This window comes from Ancylobacter sp. WKF20 (assembly GCF_029760895.1).
GTDB lineage: Bacteria > Pseudomonadota > Alphaproteobacteria > Rhizobiales > Xanthobacteraceae > Ancylobacter.
The window spans coordinates 4026809-4040690 of sequence record NZ_CP121679.1; the positions used below are offsets into that span (position 1 = coordinate 4026809).

General features: G+C 69.7%; 10 protein-coding genes. 6 read left to right on the plus strand and 4 right to left on the minus strand.

Annotated features, from left to right (window positions below; all coding sequences use genetic code 11):
• Positions 1–130: 130 nt before the first annotated feature.
• Positions 131–2593, minus strand: coding sequence for an endopeptidase La (lon, locus tag AncyloWKF20_RS18700; protein WP_279315456.1), 2463 nt, complete (start codon positions 2591–2593; stop codon positions 131–133).
• Positions 2594–2607: 14 nt separating this feature from the next.
• A complete protein-coding gene (locus AncyloWKF20_RS18705; protein ID WP_279315457.1) occupies positions 2608–3027 on the minus strand; it encodes an Hsp20/alpha crystallin family protein in 420 nt (139 codons plus the stop codon).
• 455 nt (positions 3028–3482) lie between these two features.
• On the opposite strand from AncyloWKF20_RS18705, the gene AncyloWKF20_RS18710 reads away from it, so the two are divergent.
• The 3 genes from AncyloWKF20_RS18710 to glyA all read left to right on the plus strand — a co-directional run bounded on the left by AncyloWKF20_RS18710 (position 3483) and on the right by glyA (position 6955).
• Positions 3483–4514 (plus strand): DUF2778 domain-containing protein, encoded by a 1032-nt coding sequence (locus AncyloWKF20_RS18710; RefSeq protein ID WP_279315458.1) that lies wholly within the window; start codon positions 3483–3485, stop codon positions 4512–4514.
• 171 nt (positions 4515–4685) lie between these two features.
• Entirely contained in the window at positions 4686–5660 is a 975-nt protein-coding gene (locus AncyloWKF20_RS18715; protein WP_279315459.1) for an aminotransferase class IV, read from the plus strand.
• 35 nt (positions 5661–5695) lie between these two features.
• Positions 5696–6955 (plus strand): serine hydroxymethyltransferase, encoded by a 1260-nt coding sequence (gene glyA, locus AncyloWKF20_RS18720; protein WP_279315460.1) that lies wholly within the window; start codon positions 5696–5698, stop codon positions 6953–6955.
• A gap of 3 nt (positions 6956–6958) precedes the next feature.
• Here glyA and AncyloWKF20_RS18725 read toward each other — a convergent pair whose 3' ends face one another.
• The gene (locus AncyloWKF20_RS18725) at positions 6959–8977 is read right to left on the minus strand and encodes a MacB family efflux pump subunit (protein WP_279315461.1); all 2019 of its coding nucleotides are present in this window, start codon (positions 8975–8977) and stop codon (positions 6959–6961) included.
• A gap of 7 nt (positions 8978–8984) precedes the next feature.
• A complete protein-coding gene (locus AncyloWKF20_RS18730; protein WP_279315462.1) occupies positions 8985–10208 on the minus strand; it encodes an efflux RND transporter periplasmic adaptor subunit in 1224 nt (407 codons plus the stop codon).
• Positions 10209–10409: 201 nt separating this feature from the next.
• Here AncyloWKF20_RS18730 and AncyloWKF20_RS18735 point away from each other — a divergent pair, with 201 nt between their 5' ends.
• The 3 genes from AncyloWKF20_RS18735 to AncyloWKF20_RS18745 all read left to right on the plus strand — a co-directional run bounded on the left by AncyloWKF20_RS18735 (position 10410) and on the right by AncyloWKF20_RS18745 (position 13860).
• A complete protein-coding gene (locus AncyloWKF20_RS18735) occupies positions 10410–11165 on the plus strand; it encodes a response regulator transcription factor (protein WP_279315463.1) in 756 nt (251 codons plus the stop codon).
• Positions 11162–12418, plus strand: coding sequence for an ATP-binding protein (locus tag AncyloWKF20_RS18740; protein ID WP_279315464.1), 1257 nt, complete (start codon positions 11162–11164; stop codon positions 12416–12418). The genes AncyloWKF20_RS18735 and AncyloWKF20_RS18740 overlap by 4 nt, the downstream gene beginning before the upstream one ends.
• Positions 12419–12507: 89 nt before the next feature.
• On the plus strand, positions 12508–13860 hold the full coding sequence (locus AncyloWKF20_RS18745) for a nucleotide sugar dehydrogenase (protein ID WP_279315465.1): 1353 nt from the start codon (positions 12508–12510) through the stop codon (positions 13858–13860).
• Positions 13861–13882: the final 22 nt, after the last annotated feature.

Genomic DNA, 13882 nt, shown 5'->3' on the forward strand with positions numbered 1-13882 from the left:
GATCCCGGTGCGGCGGTGGAAGCGTGCGGAGCCCGCCGCTTCTAGGCTGTAGCCGGTAAGTTCCGCGCCGTCATCTGGGCGGTAAGGGGCCGCCGCGTCGGGCGGCCCCTCTCATATCCAGACGCGCGCCTCAGCTCGCCGCGCGCAGCGGCTCGCCGGCCGTGGTGTCCGCCGCCGGCTCCAGCGCGTTGGCGATGGCCTCGTCGACGCGCTCCAGCCAGATGAACTCCAGCCGCTCGCGGGCATCCGTGGGGATGTCGTCATAGTCGCGCCGGTTGCGGGCCGGCAGCATGACGCGGGTGAGGCCGGCGCGTGCGGCGGCGACCACCTTCTCCTTGATGCCGCCGACCGGCAGGACGAGACCGCGCAACGAGATCTCGCCCGTCATCGCCGTGTCCTTGCGCACGGTGCGGCCGGAGAGCAGCGAGACCAGCGCGGTGAACATCGCGACGCCCGCGCTCGGCCCGTCCTTCGGGGTCGCCCCCGCCGGCACATGCACGTGGACGTCGTTGCTGGCGAACACCGCCGGGTCGATGCCGAACTCGGCGGCGCGGCTTTTCACCAGGCTCATCGCCGCCTGCGCGCTCTCCTTCATCACGTCGCCGAGCTGCCCGGTGAGGATCAGCCCGCCCCGGCCGGGCACCTTGGTCGCCTCGATGAACAGGATGTCGCCGCCCACCGGCGTCCAGGCGAGGCCCGTGGCGACGCCGGGGGTGGAGACGCGCAGCGCCACCTCGTCCTCGAAGACCGGCGGGCCGATCAGTTCGGGCAGCCGATCCGCGGTGATCTCGGCGTGATCCGCCGTGCCCTCGGCGATGTCGACGGCGACATGGCGCACGACGCGCCCCACCTCGCGCTCGAGATTGCGCACGCCCGCTTCCCGCGTATAGGCGCGGATGAGGGCGCGCAGCGCGTCGTCCTCGATCTCCACCTGTTCCGGCGTGACGCCATTGGCTTCGAGCTGGCGGCGCACGAGGTAGCGGCGGGCGATCTCCAGCTTCTCGCTGTCGGTGTAGCCCGACAAAGTGATGATCTCCATGCGGTCGCGCAGCGGGCCGGGAATGGTGTCCAGCATGTTGGCGGTGGCGATGAAGACGACGCGCGACAGGTCAAAGGGCACACCGAGATAATTGTCGCGGAACGTGCCGTTCTGCTCGGGGTCGAGCACCTCCAGCATGGCGGCCGAGGGGTCGCCCTGGATGCCGGAACCCATCTTGTCGATCTCGTCCAGCATCATCACGCAGTCGCGGGTGCCCGCCTTGCGGATGCCCTGGATGATGTTGCCGGGCAGCGCGCCGACATAGGTGCGCCGGTGGCCGCGAATCTCCGCCTCGTCATGCACGCCGCCGAGCGAGACGCGGACGAATTTGCGGCCCATGGCGCGGGCAATGGACTGGCCAAGCGAGGTCTTGCCGACGCCGGGCGGACCGGCGAAGCACAGGATCGGCGCCTTGCCGTTCGGCGCGAGCTTGCGCACGGCGAGATATTCGACGATGCGGCGCTTGATCTTGTCGAGGCCGAAATGGTCGGCGTCGAGCACGCGGCGCGCCTCGGCGATGTCGATCGGCGGGGTCTCCGGCAGCTTCCACGGCAGGGCGATCAGCCAGTCGAGATAGGTGCGGATCATGCCGTATTCGGCGCTGGCGTCCTGCATGCGGCGCAGCCGGCCGAGCTCCTTGCGGGCCATCTGCTCGACATCCGCCGGCATGCCGGCCTCGGTGATGGCGGCGTCGAGATCGGCGATCTCCTGGCTGTTGCCGCCATCCTCGCCGAGCTGCTTCTGGATCGCCGCCATCTGCTCGCGCAGCAGCACCTCGCGCTGGCGTTCATCCAGCGACGCCTTGGTCTGCTTGCTGATCTCCTGCGACAGCCGGAGCACCTCGATGCGGTGGGCGAGCAGGCGCGAGACCTTGTTCATGCGGGCGACGATGTCGACCGTCTCCAGCATCTCCTGCTTCTCGTCCGGCGAGATGTCGAGATAGGCGGCGACGAGGTCGGCAAGGCCCGAGGGCGAGTTCGCCCCGCGCACGGCGGCCATCAGCTCCGGCGGCACCTGCGGCAGCAGTTCCAGCGCCTCGCTGGCCTGGGTCTGGAGATGGACGAAGCGCGCCTCGATCTCCGAGCTCGGCTCGACGGCCTCGTCGATCCGCGTCACCCGCGCGGTGATGAAGGGCTTTTCGCGCACGAACTCGTCGACGCGGAAGCGCTGCTCACCCTGGCAGACCAGATGATGCGTGCCGTCCGGCGCGGTGACGTAGCGCAGGATGTTGGCGACGACGCCCATGCGGTGCAGCTCGGTCGGGCCGGGCTCTTCGGTCGCCGCGTCGCGCTGCATGAGGATGCCGACCGGCCGGCCCTCGCGGGCGGCCTGCTGGGCGGCGGCGATGGAGGCGGGGCGGGCTACCGCGACCGGCATCACCACGCCGGGAAACAGCACGAGGCTGCGCACCGGCAGGATGATGAGCTGGTCGGCCGGCACGGTGGCGCCATTGGCGCCGTTGGCGCTGGCGGCCGTGCCGCCATTGCTGGCGCCGGAGCCACCGGCCGTCTCGGCCATGCGCAGGGGGACGTTCCTGAAGTCGGGATGTCTCATGATCTCTCCCCCTCTCACAGCTTGCGCAGCACGATGGCGAGGCAGCCATTGACGACGCGCGGACGCGCGACCTCGTACCGCCCGGCGGGCAGGCCGAGATGGCGCTCGAAGCGGCCCTGCGGCAGCTCCATGCGGTGAATGGTGGCGCGGTGGAACTCGGCCGGCAGGATGCGCTCGCCGGCAATGGTCAGCACGCCGTTCTGAATGGTGGCGGTCATCCGCTCGGGATCGACGCCGGGGAGGGCGGCGAGCACGATAAGCTCGCGCTCGGTCTCCAGCACGTCGACCGGCGGCTCCCAGCAGGGCGCGCGGTGGCGCACCGGCGCCTCCGCCAGCCGCGCCGGCTGGAACATCTCGCGGTGCATGCGTTCGGCGCGATTGAGCATCTCGATCGCGTCCGACCACATCCAGGCGCGGGGGTCAGATTTCGTCATGGGGTTCTCCTGGGCGGTCCCGTCGCAAGTCCCTTGGGGGCCGCCTCTGCGCTGATATGGGATCGGATCGCGCCGCCGCCAGAGAAAGGCACGCCGCCGCCACGGCGGGCCTTCGCGGGGCGGCATATCGGCAATTCACGCCAGCGTGAGCGGGTCCGCGCGAGTTATGACGCCGGCGCGGCTGGGCCGCGCCAGTTATGGCAACTCGGCGGCAGAGCTGCGCGTGCTCCGCATGGCAGCCAACTGTGCCGAGCGGTAGTCGGCGCGGCATTGCCGCTGGGGCATTAATGAAATATTACCCAAACAGTTCTAGCCTTGGCGTGATCAGCGTCCCGCAAGGTCGATGGCCGACACGGGCGGGGGCTGTTCGCGACCGTGGATGACCTGTACAGTCCGGGTGTGACCCGGGCCGGGCCTGCTCGTCGCCTGTATCGCCATGTGAGTAGAGACGCCTGATGCGGCTTGTCGGAACTTTCATCCTTGGCTCGGCCAGCCTCGTCGCCGTGGCGGTGGCTGCCGCCTGGGTGTCCAGCGCTTTCGTGCCGACCCCGGCCGATGCGGCGCGCGCCGAGCCCGAGCTGCGGATGCAGCAGGCGGCTCCCGCGCCTTTCGCGGTCGAGGTTGAGGATGTGCCGGTGGCGGCGCCGCTTTTCAGCGTGACCGACATCCGCAATTTCTATTCGTCCGGCGAGATCGCCCAGCCCAAGGACTGGCTGTTCCGCCATGAGATCATGCCGGTGCGCCCGACCGTGATGGCCGCGCTGCCGGTGCCGGCGCCGGATGCCCCCTCCGCCGCGGCGCCGAGTGTCGAGACCGTCGTCACTGTGCCGCTGCCGCCGACCAAGCCGCTCTTCGCCGGCGGCGTGACGCCCGGTGATTCGACCGAAGACGCGCTGACCCTCGCCCCGCTGCCGCCCAAGAAGCCGGACGCGCCGGCGCAGATGGCCATGCTGCCGCCCTCGCTGCCCGAGGACGAGGCGCCGGAAGCCGCGCCCGAGACCCCGGCCGAGACGCAGCCGCTGGCCAAGGACGAGCTGCGCTACCCGACCCCCGAGGACCGGTTCGCCATCTACGACATCAAGGCGCGCAAGCTCTATCTGCCGAACGGCAAGAAGCTTGAGGCGCATTCGGGCTATGGCGACAAGTTCGACGACGTGCGCTACGTCCACGTGAAGATGTACGGGCCGACCCCGCCCAACCGCTACAAGCTGCGGATGCGCGAGGCGCTGTTCCACGGTACCGAGGCGGTGCGCCTGCTGCCGGTGGGCGACGGCAAGATGTATGGCCGCACCGGCTTCCTGCTGCACCCCTATCTGCTCGGGCCGCGCGGCGATTCCAATGGCTGCATCTCGCTCGCCGATTACGACGCCTTCCTCGCCGCCTTCAAGAAGGGCGAGGTGCAGGAAGTGATCGTGGTCGAGGCGATGCCGAAGTCGGCCGAGCCGACGAGCCCGCTGATTTCCTGGCTGACCGGCAAGAAGAGCTGATTTCCTCGCCGTCTTGGCGTCCACGCCGACACCCCCGGTCGCGCGGCTCGGTACTGCGGCGCCGCGCGTTTTGGCTCGCGTCTTTGGTCGAATCAGGAATCGCTTCGCCGGCTCTTGAAAGCGGCCCCCTGCTGCTGCGATGCTTGTGCAATGCAGCAAGGAGGCCGAGCCGTGAGCGAACCCGATTTCAGCGAAGGCGCCGCCTATGTGCGCGGCCGCTTCGTGCCTCTGGCGCAGGCGGCGGTGCCGGTGACCGACTGGGGCTTCAGCCGCTCCGACGTGGTCTATGACGTCGTCCATGTCTATCGCGGCGGCTTTTTTCGCCTTTCCGACCATCTCGATCGCTTCCATCGCGCCATGGCGGCGCGCCAGCTCGCCCCGGCCGAGAGCCGGGAGGAGATGGAGACGGTGCTGCACCGCTGCGTCGCGCTCGCCGGGCTCGACGATGCCTATGTCTCGATGATGACGCTGCGCGGGCGCCCGCGCGTGCGCGGCTCGCGTCGCCCGGCCGATTGCGACAATCATTTCATGGCCTATGCCGCGCCCTGGATCGACGTGATCCCACCGGAGGTGCAGGCGCGCGGCGCGCATCTGATGATCGCCTCCAACCCGCGCATCCCCGATGCCAGCGTCGATCCGACGGTGAAGAACTTCCAGTGGAGCGACCTCACCACCAGCGTGCTGGAGGCCCATGCGCATAATTACGACACCTCGGTGCTGTGCGACGCGGACGGCTTCGTCACCGAGGGGCCGGGCTTCAACGTGTTCATCGTGCAGGACGGGCGGATCGTCACGCCGGACCGTGGCAGCCTGCAGGGCATCACCCGCCGCTCGGTGCTGGATATCTGCGCCGAGCTCGGCATCGAGGCGGCGATCGCCCCGGTGACCCGCGCCATGCTGGAGAATGCCGACGAGGTGTTCGCCGCCACCACGGCGGGCGGCGTCATGCCGGTCGCCCGGATCGGCACGGCTTCGGGCGTGCGTATCCTCGGCAATGACCGGCCCGGCCCGATCTCGGCGCTGATCCGCGAGGAATACTGGAAGCGCCACGAGGCCGGCTGGCACATGACGCCGGTGCGGCGGGAACTCGCCGCCCCGTTCACCGGCGATCCCGATCCGCTCGCCGACCTGCCGGCGACGCTGTAGAACGGGCGCGGTACACCGCCGCACAGGGTTTTCGCATGTCCACGCTTCACGCCGGCTACTTCACCGACGGCCTCGCCGCCGATCCCGAACTCGCGGCCGCCATCAATGGCGAACTGGCCCGCCAGCGCGATGGCATCGAGCTGATCGCCTCCGAGAACATCGTCTCCCGCCTGGTGCTGGAGGCGCAGGGCTCGGTGCTGACCAACAAGACGGTCGAGGGGCTGGCCTATGCGCGCTATTATGGCGGGGCGGAATTCGCCGACGCCATCGAGGCGCTGGCGCTGGAACGGGCCAAGCGCCTGTTCGGCGCGCGCTTCGCCAATGTGCAGCCGCATTCCGGCTCCAACGCCAATGCCGGCGTGTTTCTCGGCCTCTTGAAGCTCGGCGACACCATCCTGTCGATGGACACGGCGGCGGGCGGGCATATCAGCCATGGCCACCCGGCGACGCTGACCGGGCGCGACTACACCATCGTGCGCTACGGGGTGAGCCGGGAGAGCGAGCGGATCGAACTCGACGCGCTGCGCCAGCTGGCGCTGGACCACCGGCCGAAAATGATCGTCGCCGGCGGCTCGGCCTACCCCTTTGCGCTGGATTTCAAGGGGATGCGCGCCATTGCCGACGAGGTGGGCGCGCTGTTCATGGTCGATATGGCCCATTTCGCCGGACTGGTGGCGAGCGGGCTCTACCCCGACCCGCTGCCGCACGCCCATGTGGTGACCTCGACCACCTATAAGTCGCTGCGCGGCGCGCGCGGCGGGCTGGTGCTGTGGAACGATCCCGAGCTGTCCGACCGGATCAATTACGGCATTTTCCCCGGCGTGCAGGGCTCGGTGATGATGCATGCGGTGGCCGGCAAGGCCGCCTGTTTCGGCGAGGCGCTGCGGCCGGAATTCACCGCCTATAACCGCGCCGTGCTGGAGAATGCCCGCACGCTCGCCGCCACGCTGGCGCAGGCCGGGCTGCGGATCGTCGGCGGTGGCACCGATTGCGGGCTGATGCTGGTCGATCTTTCCCCGCTCGGCGTCACCGGCGATGTCGCGGCCAAGGCGCTGGAAAAGGCGGGGCTGGCGGTCAACAAGAACCTCATCCCGTTCGACACGCGCCCGCCCGAGGCGCCCTCGGGGCTGCGGCTCTCGTCCAATGCCGGCACGGCGCGCGGCTTCGGCACGGCCGAATTCGCCACCATCGCCGGCTGGATCGCCGCCATCTGCCGCGCCCCGCAGGACACGGCGCTGCTCGAGCGCCTGCACGACGAGGTGCGCGCGCTCTGCGCCCGCTTCCCCATCTATTAAGGGTCAGTCCCGCGCCAGCGCCACCACCGGGTCGAGCTTGGAGGCGCTGCGCGCCGGCAGGAAGCCGAACACGATGCCGATCAGGCTCGAACAGGCCACCGCCGCGACGATGGAGGTGGTGGAGTAGATCAGGCTGAAGCCGAGCCCGGCGAAGCTGAAGGCCAGCCCAAAGGCGAGCGCCAGCGCGATGCCGAGCACGCCGCCGAGCAGGCACACCACCACCGCCTCGGTGAGGAATTGCTGGAGGATGTTGCTCTGGCGCGCTCCCACCGCCATGCGCACGCCGATCTCGCCGACCCGCTCGGAGACTGAGACCAGCATGATGTTCATCACCCCGATGCCGCCGACGATGAGCGAGATCACCGCGATGGCGGCGATCAGCAAGGTGAGCGCCTGCGTGGTCGCGGTGATGGTGCGGCGGATGTCGTCGGTGTTGATGATGAAGAAGTCCTTGGTGCCGTGGCGCTGGGTGAGGAAGGTGGTCACCGCCTGCTCGGCATAGGCGCTCTCCACCTCGTCGCGCACCTTCAGCGTGATCGAGCGCAGCGAGGTCGAGCCGAGAAAGCGCGTCTGCACGCTGGTATAGGGCAGATAGAGCGAGAGGTTCTGGCTGGAGCCGAAGCCGCCCTGCTGGGTCTGGGTGACGCCGACCACCCGCGCCGGCACGGTGCCGATGAAGATCACCTGCCCGAGCGGCGACAGGCCCAGCTCGTCGAACAGCGCCTTGCGGGTGTTCTCGTCGATGACGACATCGAGCGCCCGCTCGGCCACGCTCTGCGCGTCGAAGAAGCGGCCGGTGGCGAGCTTGGTGCCCTTGGCGGCGAAATACTGCTCGCTCACCCCGTTGACCAGCGCGCTCGCCTCCTTGGCGCCGAAGCGCACGGTGCTGGAGGTCGAGACGGTGGGCGTTGCCGCCGCGACATAGGGCTGGCGCGCGAGTTCGCGCGCATCCGCCACCACCAGCGTGGTGATCTTGCCCGAGCGCGTGTCGCCGAAATCCTTGCCGGCGAAGATCTCGATCGTGTTGGTGCCGAGCCCGGCAATGTTGGACAGCACCACCTGCCGCGAGCCCTCGCCGAGCGCGACGACGCACACCACCGAGGCGATGCCGATGATGATGCCGAGCATGGTCAGCGCCGTGCGCAGGCGGTGCGCGTTCATCGAGCGCAGCGCCATGCGGAACGCTTCGCCGAACTGGCCGAAGGCGCTGCGCCACGACAGGGAAGCGCGCGGCACCCGTGCCGGCGGCGCGGCCGGGTGCTCAATGGGGGCATCGGGCCGGGTGCGGCGGTCGGCGATGATCGCCCCGTCGCTGATCTCGATGATGCGCTCGGCGCGGTTGGCGACGCTCATGTCGTGGGTGACGATGATGACGGTGCGGCCCTCGGCGTGCAGCTCGCCGAGGATCTTCAGCACTTCCTCGCCGCTCTGCCGGTCGAGCGCGCCGGTCGGCTCGTCGGCGAGGATGACGTCGGCGCCGTTCATCAGCGCGCGGGCGATGGAGACGCGCTGCTGCTGTCCGCCGGAAAGCTGGCCCGGCCGGTGCCGCAGCCGGTCGCCCATGCCGAGCCGGCCGAGCAGGGCGCTGGCGCGCTCCTGCCGCTGCTGCGCCGAGCGGCCGGCATAGATGGCGGGCATCTCGACATTACCCAGCGCGGTCAGCTCGGACAGCAGCTGGTAGCGCTGGAAGATGAAGCCGAAATGCTCGCGCCGCAGTGCCGCCAGCTCGTCCGCACCGAGGCTCGATGTCTCCGTGCCGCCGATGCGGTAGCGCCCGGCGCTCGCCCGGTCGAGGCAGCCGAGAATGTTCATCAGCGTCGACTTGCCGGAGCCCGAGGCGCCGACGATGGCGACCATCTCGCCGGCGCGGATGGCGAGGTTGATGTCCTTGAGCACGGTGATCGTGCCCTCGCCGGCCTGGAAGTCGCGGCGCAACCCCTCAAGCACGATCAGCGGCTCGCCCGGCGCTGGCGCACCGTCGGGCGCGGCTCCTTGGGGGGTATCGTTCAGTAGCTTTCCCATGGCGATCTCACATGCCGCCGCCAGGCGGCGGGCCGGGCATGCGCGCCGTAGCCACCGGCAGGTTCGCCGTGTCGCCGGTGACCACGCGTTCGCCCTCGTTGAGGCCCGAGCGCACCTCGGCGAAGGTCTTGTCGTTGAGGCCGATGGCAACCTGCCGCGTCTCGACCTGCCCGGCCGAGGTGAGCACGCGCACCGCATAGAGCCCGTCCGCCCCGCGCGCGCCGAGCGCCATGGCGGGAACCAGCAGCGCGCCCTTGGCCGCGCCGGTGACGATGTGGACCTCGGCGGTCATGTAAGTGCGCAGCCGCCCGTCCGGGTTCGGCACTTCCAGCACGCCATTGTAATAGATGGCCGAGGACGAGGAGCTGGACGAGCTTGAGGAGGAGGTGCTGCTGGTGGTCGAACTGCTGAAGCTCTCATCGCTCTTGATCGAGACCGGCGCCGGCTCGATGGACAGCAAATCCGCCTCGTAGCGCCGGTCGCGGTCGCCGAGAATGGTGAACCAGGCCCGCTGGCCGGGGGCGGTCTGTACGACGTCCGCCTCGGAGATTTCCGCCCGCACCAGCATCCGGTCGAGCTGGCCGAGCACCACGATGGTGGGGGCGGACTGGCTGGCATTCACCGTCTGGCCCTGCTGGCTGACGATGGCGAGCACGGTGCCGTCGCTCGGCGCGGTGATGCGGGTATAGCCGAGATTGGCCTGCGCGGTTTCCACCGCGACTTCCGCCTCGACGATCTGCGCCTTCAGCGCCTCGATCTGCGCCAGCGTCGCCTTCACATCCGCGTCCGCCGCCTCGTAATCGGCCTGCGAGACGATCTTGGAGGTGACCATCTCGCTCTGGCGCTTGAGGATCATCTGGTTGCGGTAGAGCACCGCTTCCTTCTCGGCGAGCTGGGCCCGCACATCGGCGAGCGAGGCCTGCGAGGTGCGCAGCGAGTTGATCTGGGTGACCGAGTCGATCTCGGCCAGCAAGTCCCCCGCCTTCACCGTGTCGCCGAGCTTGACCAGCACGCGGGTGATGCGGCCGGACGCCTGCGCGCCGACGGCGACGAGGTTCGCCGGCTTCAGCGTGCCGCTGGCCAGCACCGCCACCTCGATGTCGCCGCGCGTGACGGGCGCCGTCACCAGGCTCGCCGCCGGATCGCGTGCCGTGTAGCGCGAGGCGATATAGCCACCGGCGAGCAGGGCCAGGACGAGGGCGGCGAGGAGAATCTTCGAGGGGCGGGACATGAGGTTGCGTCGTCTCTCCGGTCGGTCACGAGCCGAACAGATAGGCACGATGCGTGTCTCGCGTAGTTCCCATCATGGATGTGTGTTCGCGCCGGAGGCGATATTATTTCCGAAGGTTGCGATCGCGGCGCTGGCAATGCTGGTTTGCGAAATTCTCCGGCAATGGCCGACACGTCCGGCTACAGAGGGGCCATGACGGACATGAACAGAGCCGATGCCGAGACCGGCCCGCACATTCTCGTGGTCGATGACGACCAGGAGATCCGCAAGCTTCTCGGACGCTATCTCACCGGCCAGGCGTTCCGCGTGACGCTGGCCGAGACCGGGCGCGAGGCCGAGCGCCAGCTCGCCAATGGGCGTTTCGATCTCGTGGTGCTCGACCTGATGCTGCCGGACACGTCCGGCCTCGATCTGTGCCGCTCCTTCCGCACACAGTCCAACATCCCCATCATCCTGCTCACCGCGCTGAAGGAGGATGTGGACCGCATCATCGGGCTGGAGATCGGCGCGGATGACTATCTCGGCAAGCCGTTCAACCCGCGCGAGCTGGTGGCGCGCATCCGCGCCGTGCTTCGGCGCACCCATCTGCGCGAGGAAGCCACCAGCGAGCCCCGGCCCGGCCGGCTGCGCTTCGCCGGCTTCACCGCCGACCCGACGCTGCGCCGGGTGTGGGACAGCGAAGGCGCGGAGATCGTGTTCACCGGCGCCGAGTTCGACCTGCTGCTCGCCTTCATCGAGCGGCCCGGCCGGATGCTTTCGCGCGAGCAGCTGCTCGACATCACCCAGGGGCGCGGCTCCAGCGGCTTCGACCGCTCGATCGACGTGCTGATCAGCCGGCTGCGCCGCAAGCTGGGTGACGCCGGCAATTTCCAGATCATCAAGACCCTGCGCAATGGCGGCTACCAGCTCGCCGCGCGGGTGGAGATCGTCGCCGGCGAGGATGGCGAGGCGGAATGACCAGTTTCCGCACCCGCGTCACCGCGCTGCTGGTCGGCGCGGTGCTGATCGTGGTGGCGCTGGCCACCGGCCTCTCCCTCGCTTTGCTGCCGCCGCCGCCCTTCCGCGAATTCGACGACGCCGTCGCCGGGCAGATCGCGCTGCTGATGGATCTCGCCGCGCGCACCCCCGACGCCATGCCGGACCTTGGCAATGCCCGCCTCGCCGACGCCCCGGTCGCGGGGCCGCAGGTGCCGGGCCCGCCCGACGGCATCGCCGCCGCCCTGGCGCGGCGCGGCATTGCCACCGACATACGGGTGAGCGATGTACCGGGCGAGACCTGGCCCGTCCTCTCCGCGCGCCTGCCCACCGGGCGCTGGGTCGTGATGTCCCTGCCCATGCCGCCCCCGCATGGCGGCAATGAATGGGTCTTCGTCGGCTGGGTGCTGATCATCGCGCTCGGCACCACGCTGGTCGTCGTCGCGGCGGTGCGCCGGCTCACCCGGCCGCTCGCCTTGTTACAGGAGGCCGCCGCCGCCATCGGCCCAGATGGCGAGCTGGCGCCGCTGAAGGAGAAGGGCCCGAGCGAGGTGCGCGCCGCCGCCACCGCGATCAACCGCCTCTCCGCCCGGCTGAAGGAGGCGATGGAGAGCCGCATGCGCCTCGTCGCGGCCGCCGGGCACGATCTGCGCACGCCGATGACGCGGATGCGCCTGCGCGCCGAGTTCCTGCCCGATCACGAGCGCGCCGCCTGGATCGCGGACCTTGATGAGCTCGACCGCATTGCCGACAGCGCCATCCGCCTCGTGCGCGAGGAGGTGGCCGGCGGCGCGGGCGAGGAAGTCCGGCTCGACACGCTGGTGTCGGAGGTGACGACCGAACTCGCCGTGCTCGGGATGAAGGTGACACTCGCCGCGCAGGTGCCGGGGAGCATCACCGGCCGGCCGCTGGCGCTGCGGCGGGCGCTGCGCAACCTCATCATCAACGCCGCCACCCACGGGCAGGGCGCGACGGTGCGCCTGCATGTCGACACCGCCCAGGCGGTGGTCGAGGTGGAGGATCGCGGGCCGGGCATTCCCGAGGCGCTGCTGCCGCGCGTCTTCGAGCCGTTCTTCCGCATCGACCCCGCCCGCAGCGCGCCCACACCCGGTGCCGGCCTTGGCCTTGCCATCGCCCATGAGATCGTCGCCCGCCACGGCGGCACGCTCAGCTTGCGCAATCTCAGCCCGGGCCTGCTTCAGACGGCGGTCTTTCCGCTGCGCACCGAGGCGTGAGCGGGACGGGCGCGGCGGAGATTGTGCGGGGCGCGCGGGGCGGCTAGAGGATCAGGCGTCCTCTCCGTCCCGCCGAAAGAGCCTGCCGCATGAACGAGAACAGCCCGGCCGCCGGTGTCGCCGCGCAGCTTGCCGCGCGCATCGAGGCCAAGAGCGCCGTGATCGGCATCATCGGCCTCGGCTATGTCGGCCTGCCGCTGGCGCTGGTGGCTGTGGAAGCGGGCTTCCCGGTCATCGGCCTCGACATCAACCCGCGCCGGGTCGCCGAGATCGCCGCCGGCCGGCAGGTCATCAAATACATCCCCGCCGCGCGGATGGAGAGCGCGCTCGCCACCGGCCGCTTCACCGCGACGACCGATTTCGACCGCCTCGCCGAGTGCGACGCCATCATCATCTGCGTGCCGACGCCGCTGACCCGCCAGCGCGAGCCGGACCTGTCTTTTGTGGCCGACACTGCCCGCGCCATTGCTCGCACCCTGCGGCCGGGCCAGCTCGTGGTGCTGGAATCGACGACCTGGCCCGGCACGACGGTGGAGGTGGTGAAGCCGATCCTCGAGGCGGGCGGGCTGGTCTCCGGCCGCGATGTCTTCCTCGCCTTCTCGCCCGAGCGCGAGGATCCCGGCAATGCCAGCTTCTCCACCGCCACCATCCCGAAGGTGGTGGGCGGCGACGGGGCGGTGGCCGGCGGGCTGGCGCAGGCGCTGTACCGTCCGCTGGTGAGCAAGGTGGTGCCGGTCTCGTCGACGCAGGTGGCCGAGGCCGCCAAGCTGACCGAGAACATCTTCCGCTCGGTCAACATCGCGCTGGTGAACGAGCTCAAGAGCGTCTACGGCGCCATGGGCATCGACATCTGGGAGGTGATGGAGGCGGCGGCGACCAAGCCGTTCGGCTTCATGCCGTTCTATCCCGGTCCCGGTCTGGGCGGGCACTGCATCCCTATCGACCCGTTCTATTTGACCTGGAAGGCGCGCGAATTCGACATCGAGACGCGCTTCATCGAGTTGGCCGGGCAGATCAACACGCGCATGCCCTACATCGTCGTCGACCGTCTCGCCGAGGCGCTGGACCGCCATGCCGGGCGCGGGCTCGCCGGGGCGCGCATCCTCGTGCTCGGCGCCGCCTACAAGAAGAATGTCGACGACGTCCGCGAAAGCCCGGCGCTCAAGCTGATGGAGCTGATCGACGAGCGCGGCGGCCTCTGCGAATTTCATGACCCCTTCGTCGCCGCCCTGCCGCCGACCCGCCGCCACGCGCAGCTCAACGGCAAGGCCTCGCAGCCGCTGACCGTCGATCTCGTCAAGGGCGTCGATGCGGTGCTGGTCGCCACCGATCATGACGAGGTGGACTATGCGCTGGTGGCCCAGCACGCGCGCGTCATTGTCGACACGCGCAACGTCTTCACCCGCCTGAACCTGGCCCCGGCGGTGCTGGTCAAGGCGTAAGCGCGCGGCTCACTGGGCCTTG

Excerpts from the sequence above, each read along its gene's own strand:
- glyA (WP_279315460.1), top strand. The coding sequence starts at position 5,696 with ATGTCCACGCTTCACGCCGGCTACTTCACCGACGGCCTCGCCGCCGAT.
- AncyloWKF20_RS18725 (WP_279315461.1), bottom strand. The coding sequence starts at position 8,977 with ATGGGAAAGCTACTGAACGATACCCCCCAAGGAGCCGCGCCCGACGGT.
- lon (WP_279315456.1), bottom strand. The coding sequence starts at position 2,593 with ATGAGACATCCCGACTTCAGGAACGTCCCCCTGCGCATGGCCGAGACG.
- AncyloWKF20_RS18710 (WP_279315458.1), top strand. The coding sequence starts at position 3,483 with ATGCGGCTTGTCGGAACTTTCATCCTTGGCTCGGCCAGCCTCGTCGCC.
- AncyloWKF20_RS18735 (WP_279315463.1), top strand. The coding sequence starts at position 10,410 with ATGAACAGAGCCGATGCCGAGACCGGCCCGCACATTCTCGTGGTCGAT.
- AncyloWKF20_RS18745 (WP_279315465.1), top strand. The coding sequence starts at position 12,508 with ATGAACGAGAACAGCCCGGCCGCCGGTGTCGCCGCGCAGCTTGCCGCG.
- AncyloWKF20_RS18740 (WP_279315464.1), top strand. The coding sequence starts at position 11,162 with ATGACCAGTTTCCGCACCCGCGTCACCGCGCTGCTGGTCGGCGCGGTG.
- AncyloWKF20_RS18705 (WP_279315457.1), bottom strand. The coding sequence starts at position 3,027 with ATGACGAAATCTGACCCCCGCGCCTGGATGTGGTCGGACGCGATCGAG.
- AncyloWKF20_RS18730 (WP_279315462.1), bottom strand. The coding sequence starts at position 10,208 with ATGTCCCGCCCCTCGAAGATTCTCCTCGCCGCCCTCGTCCTGGCCCTG.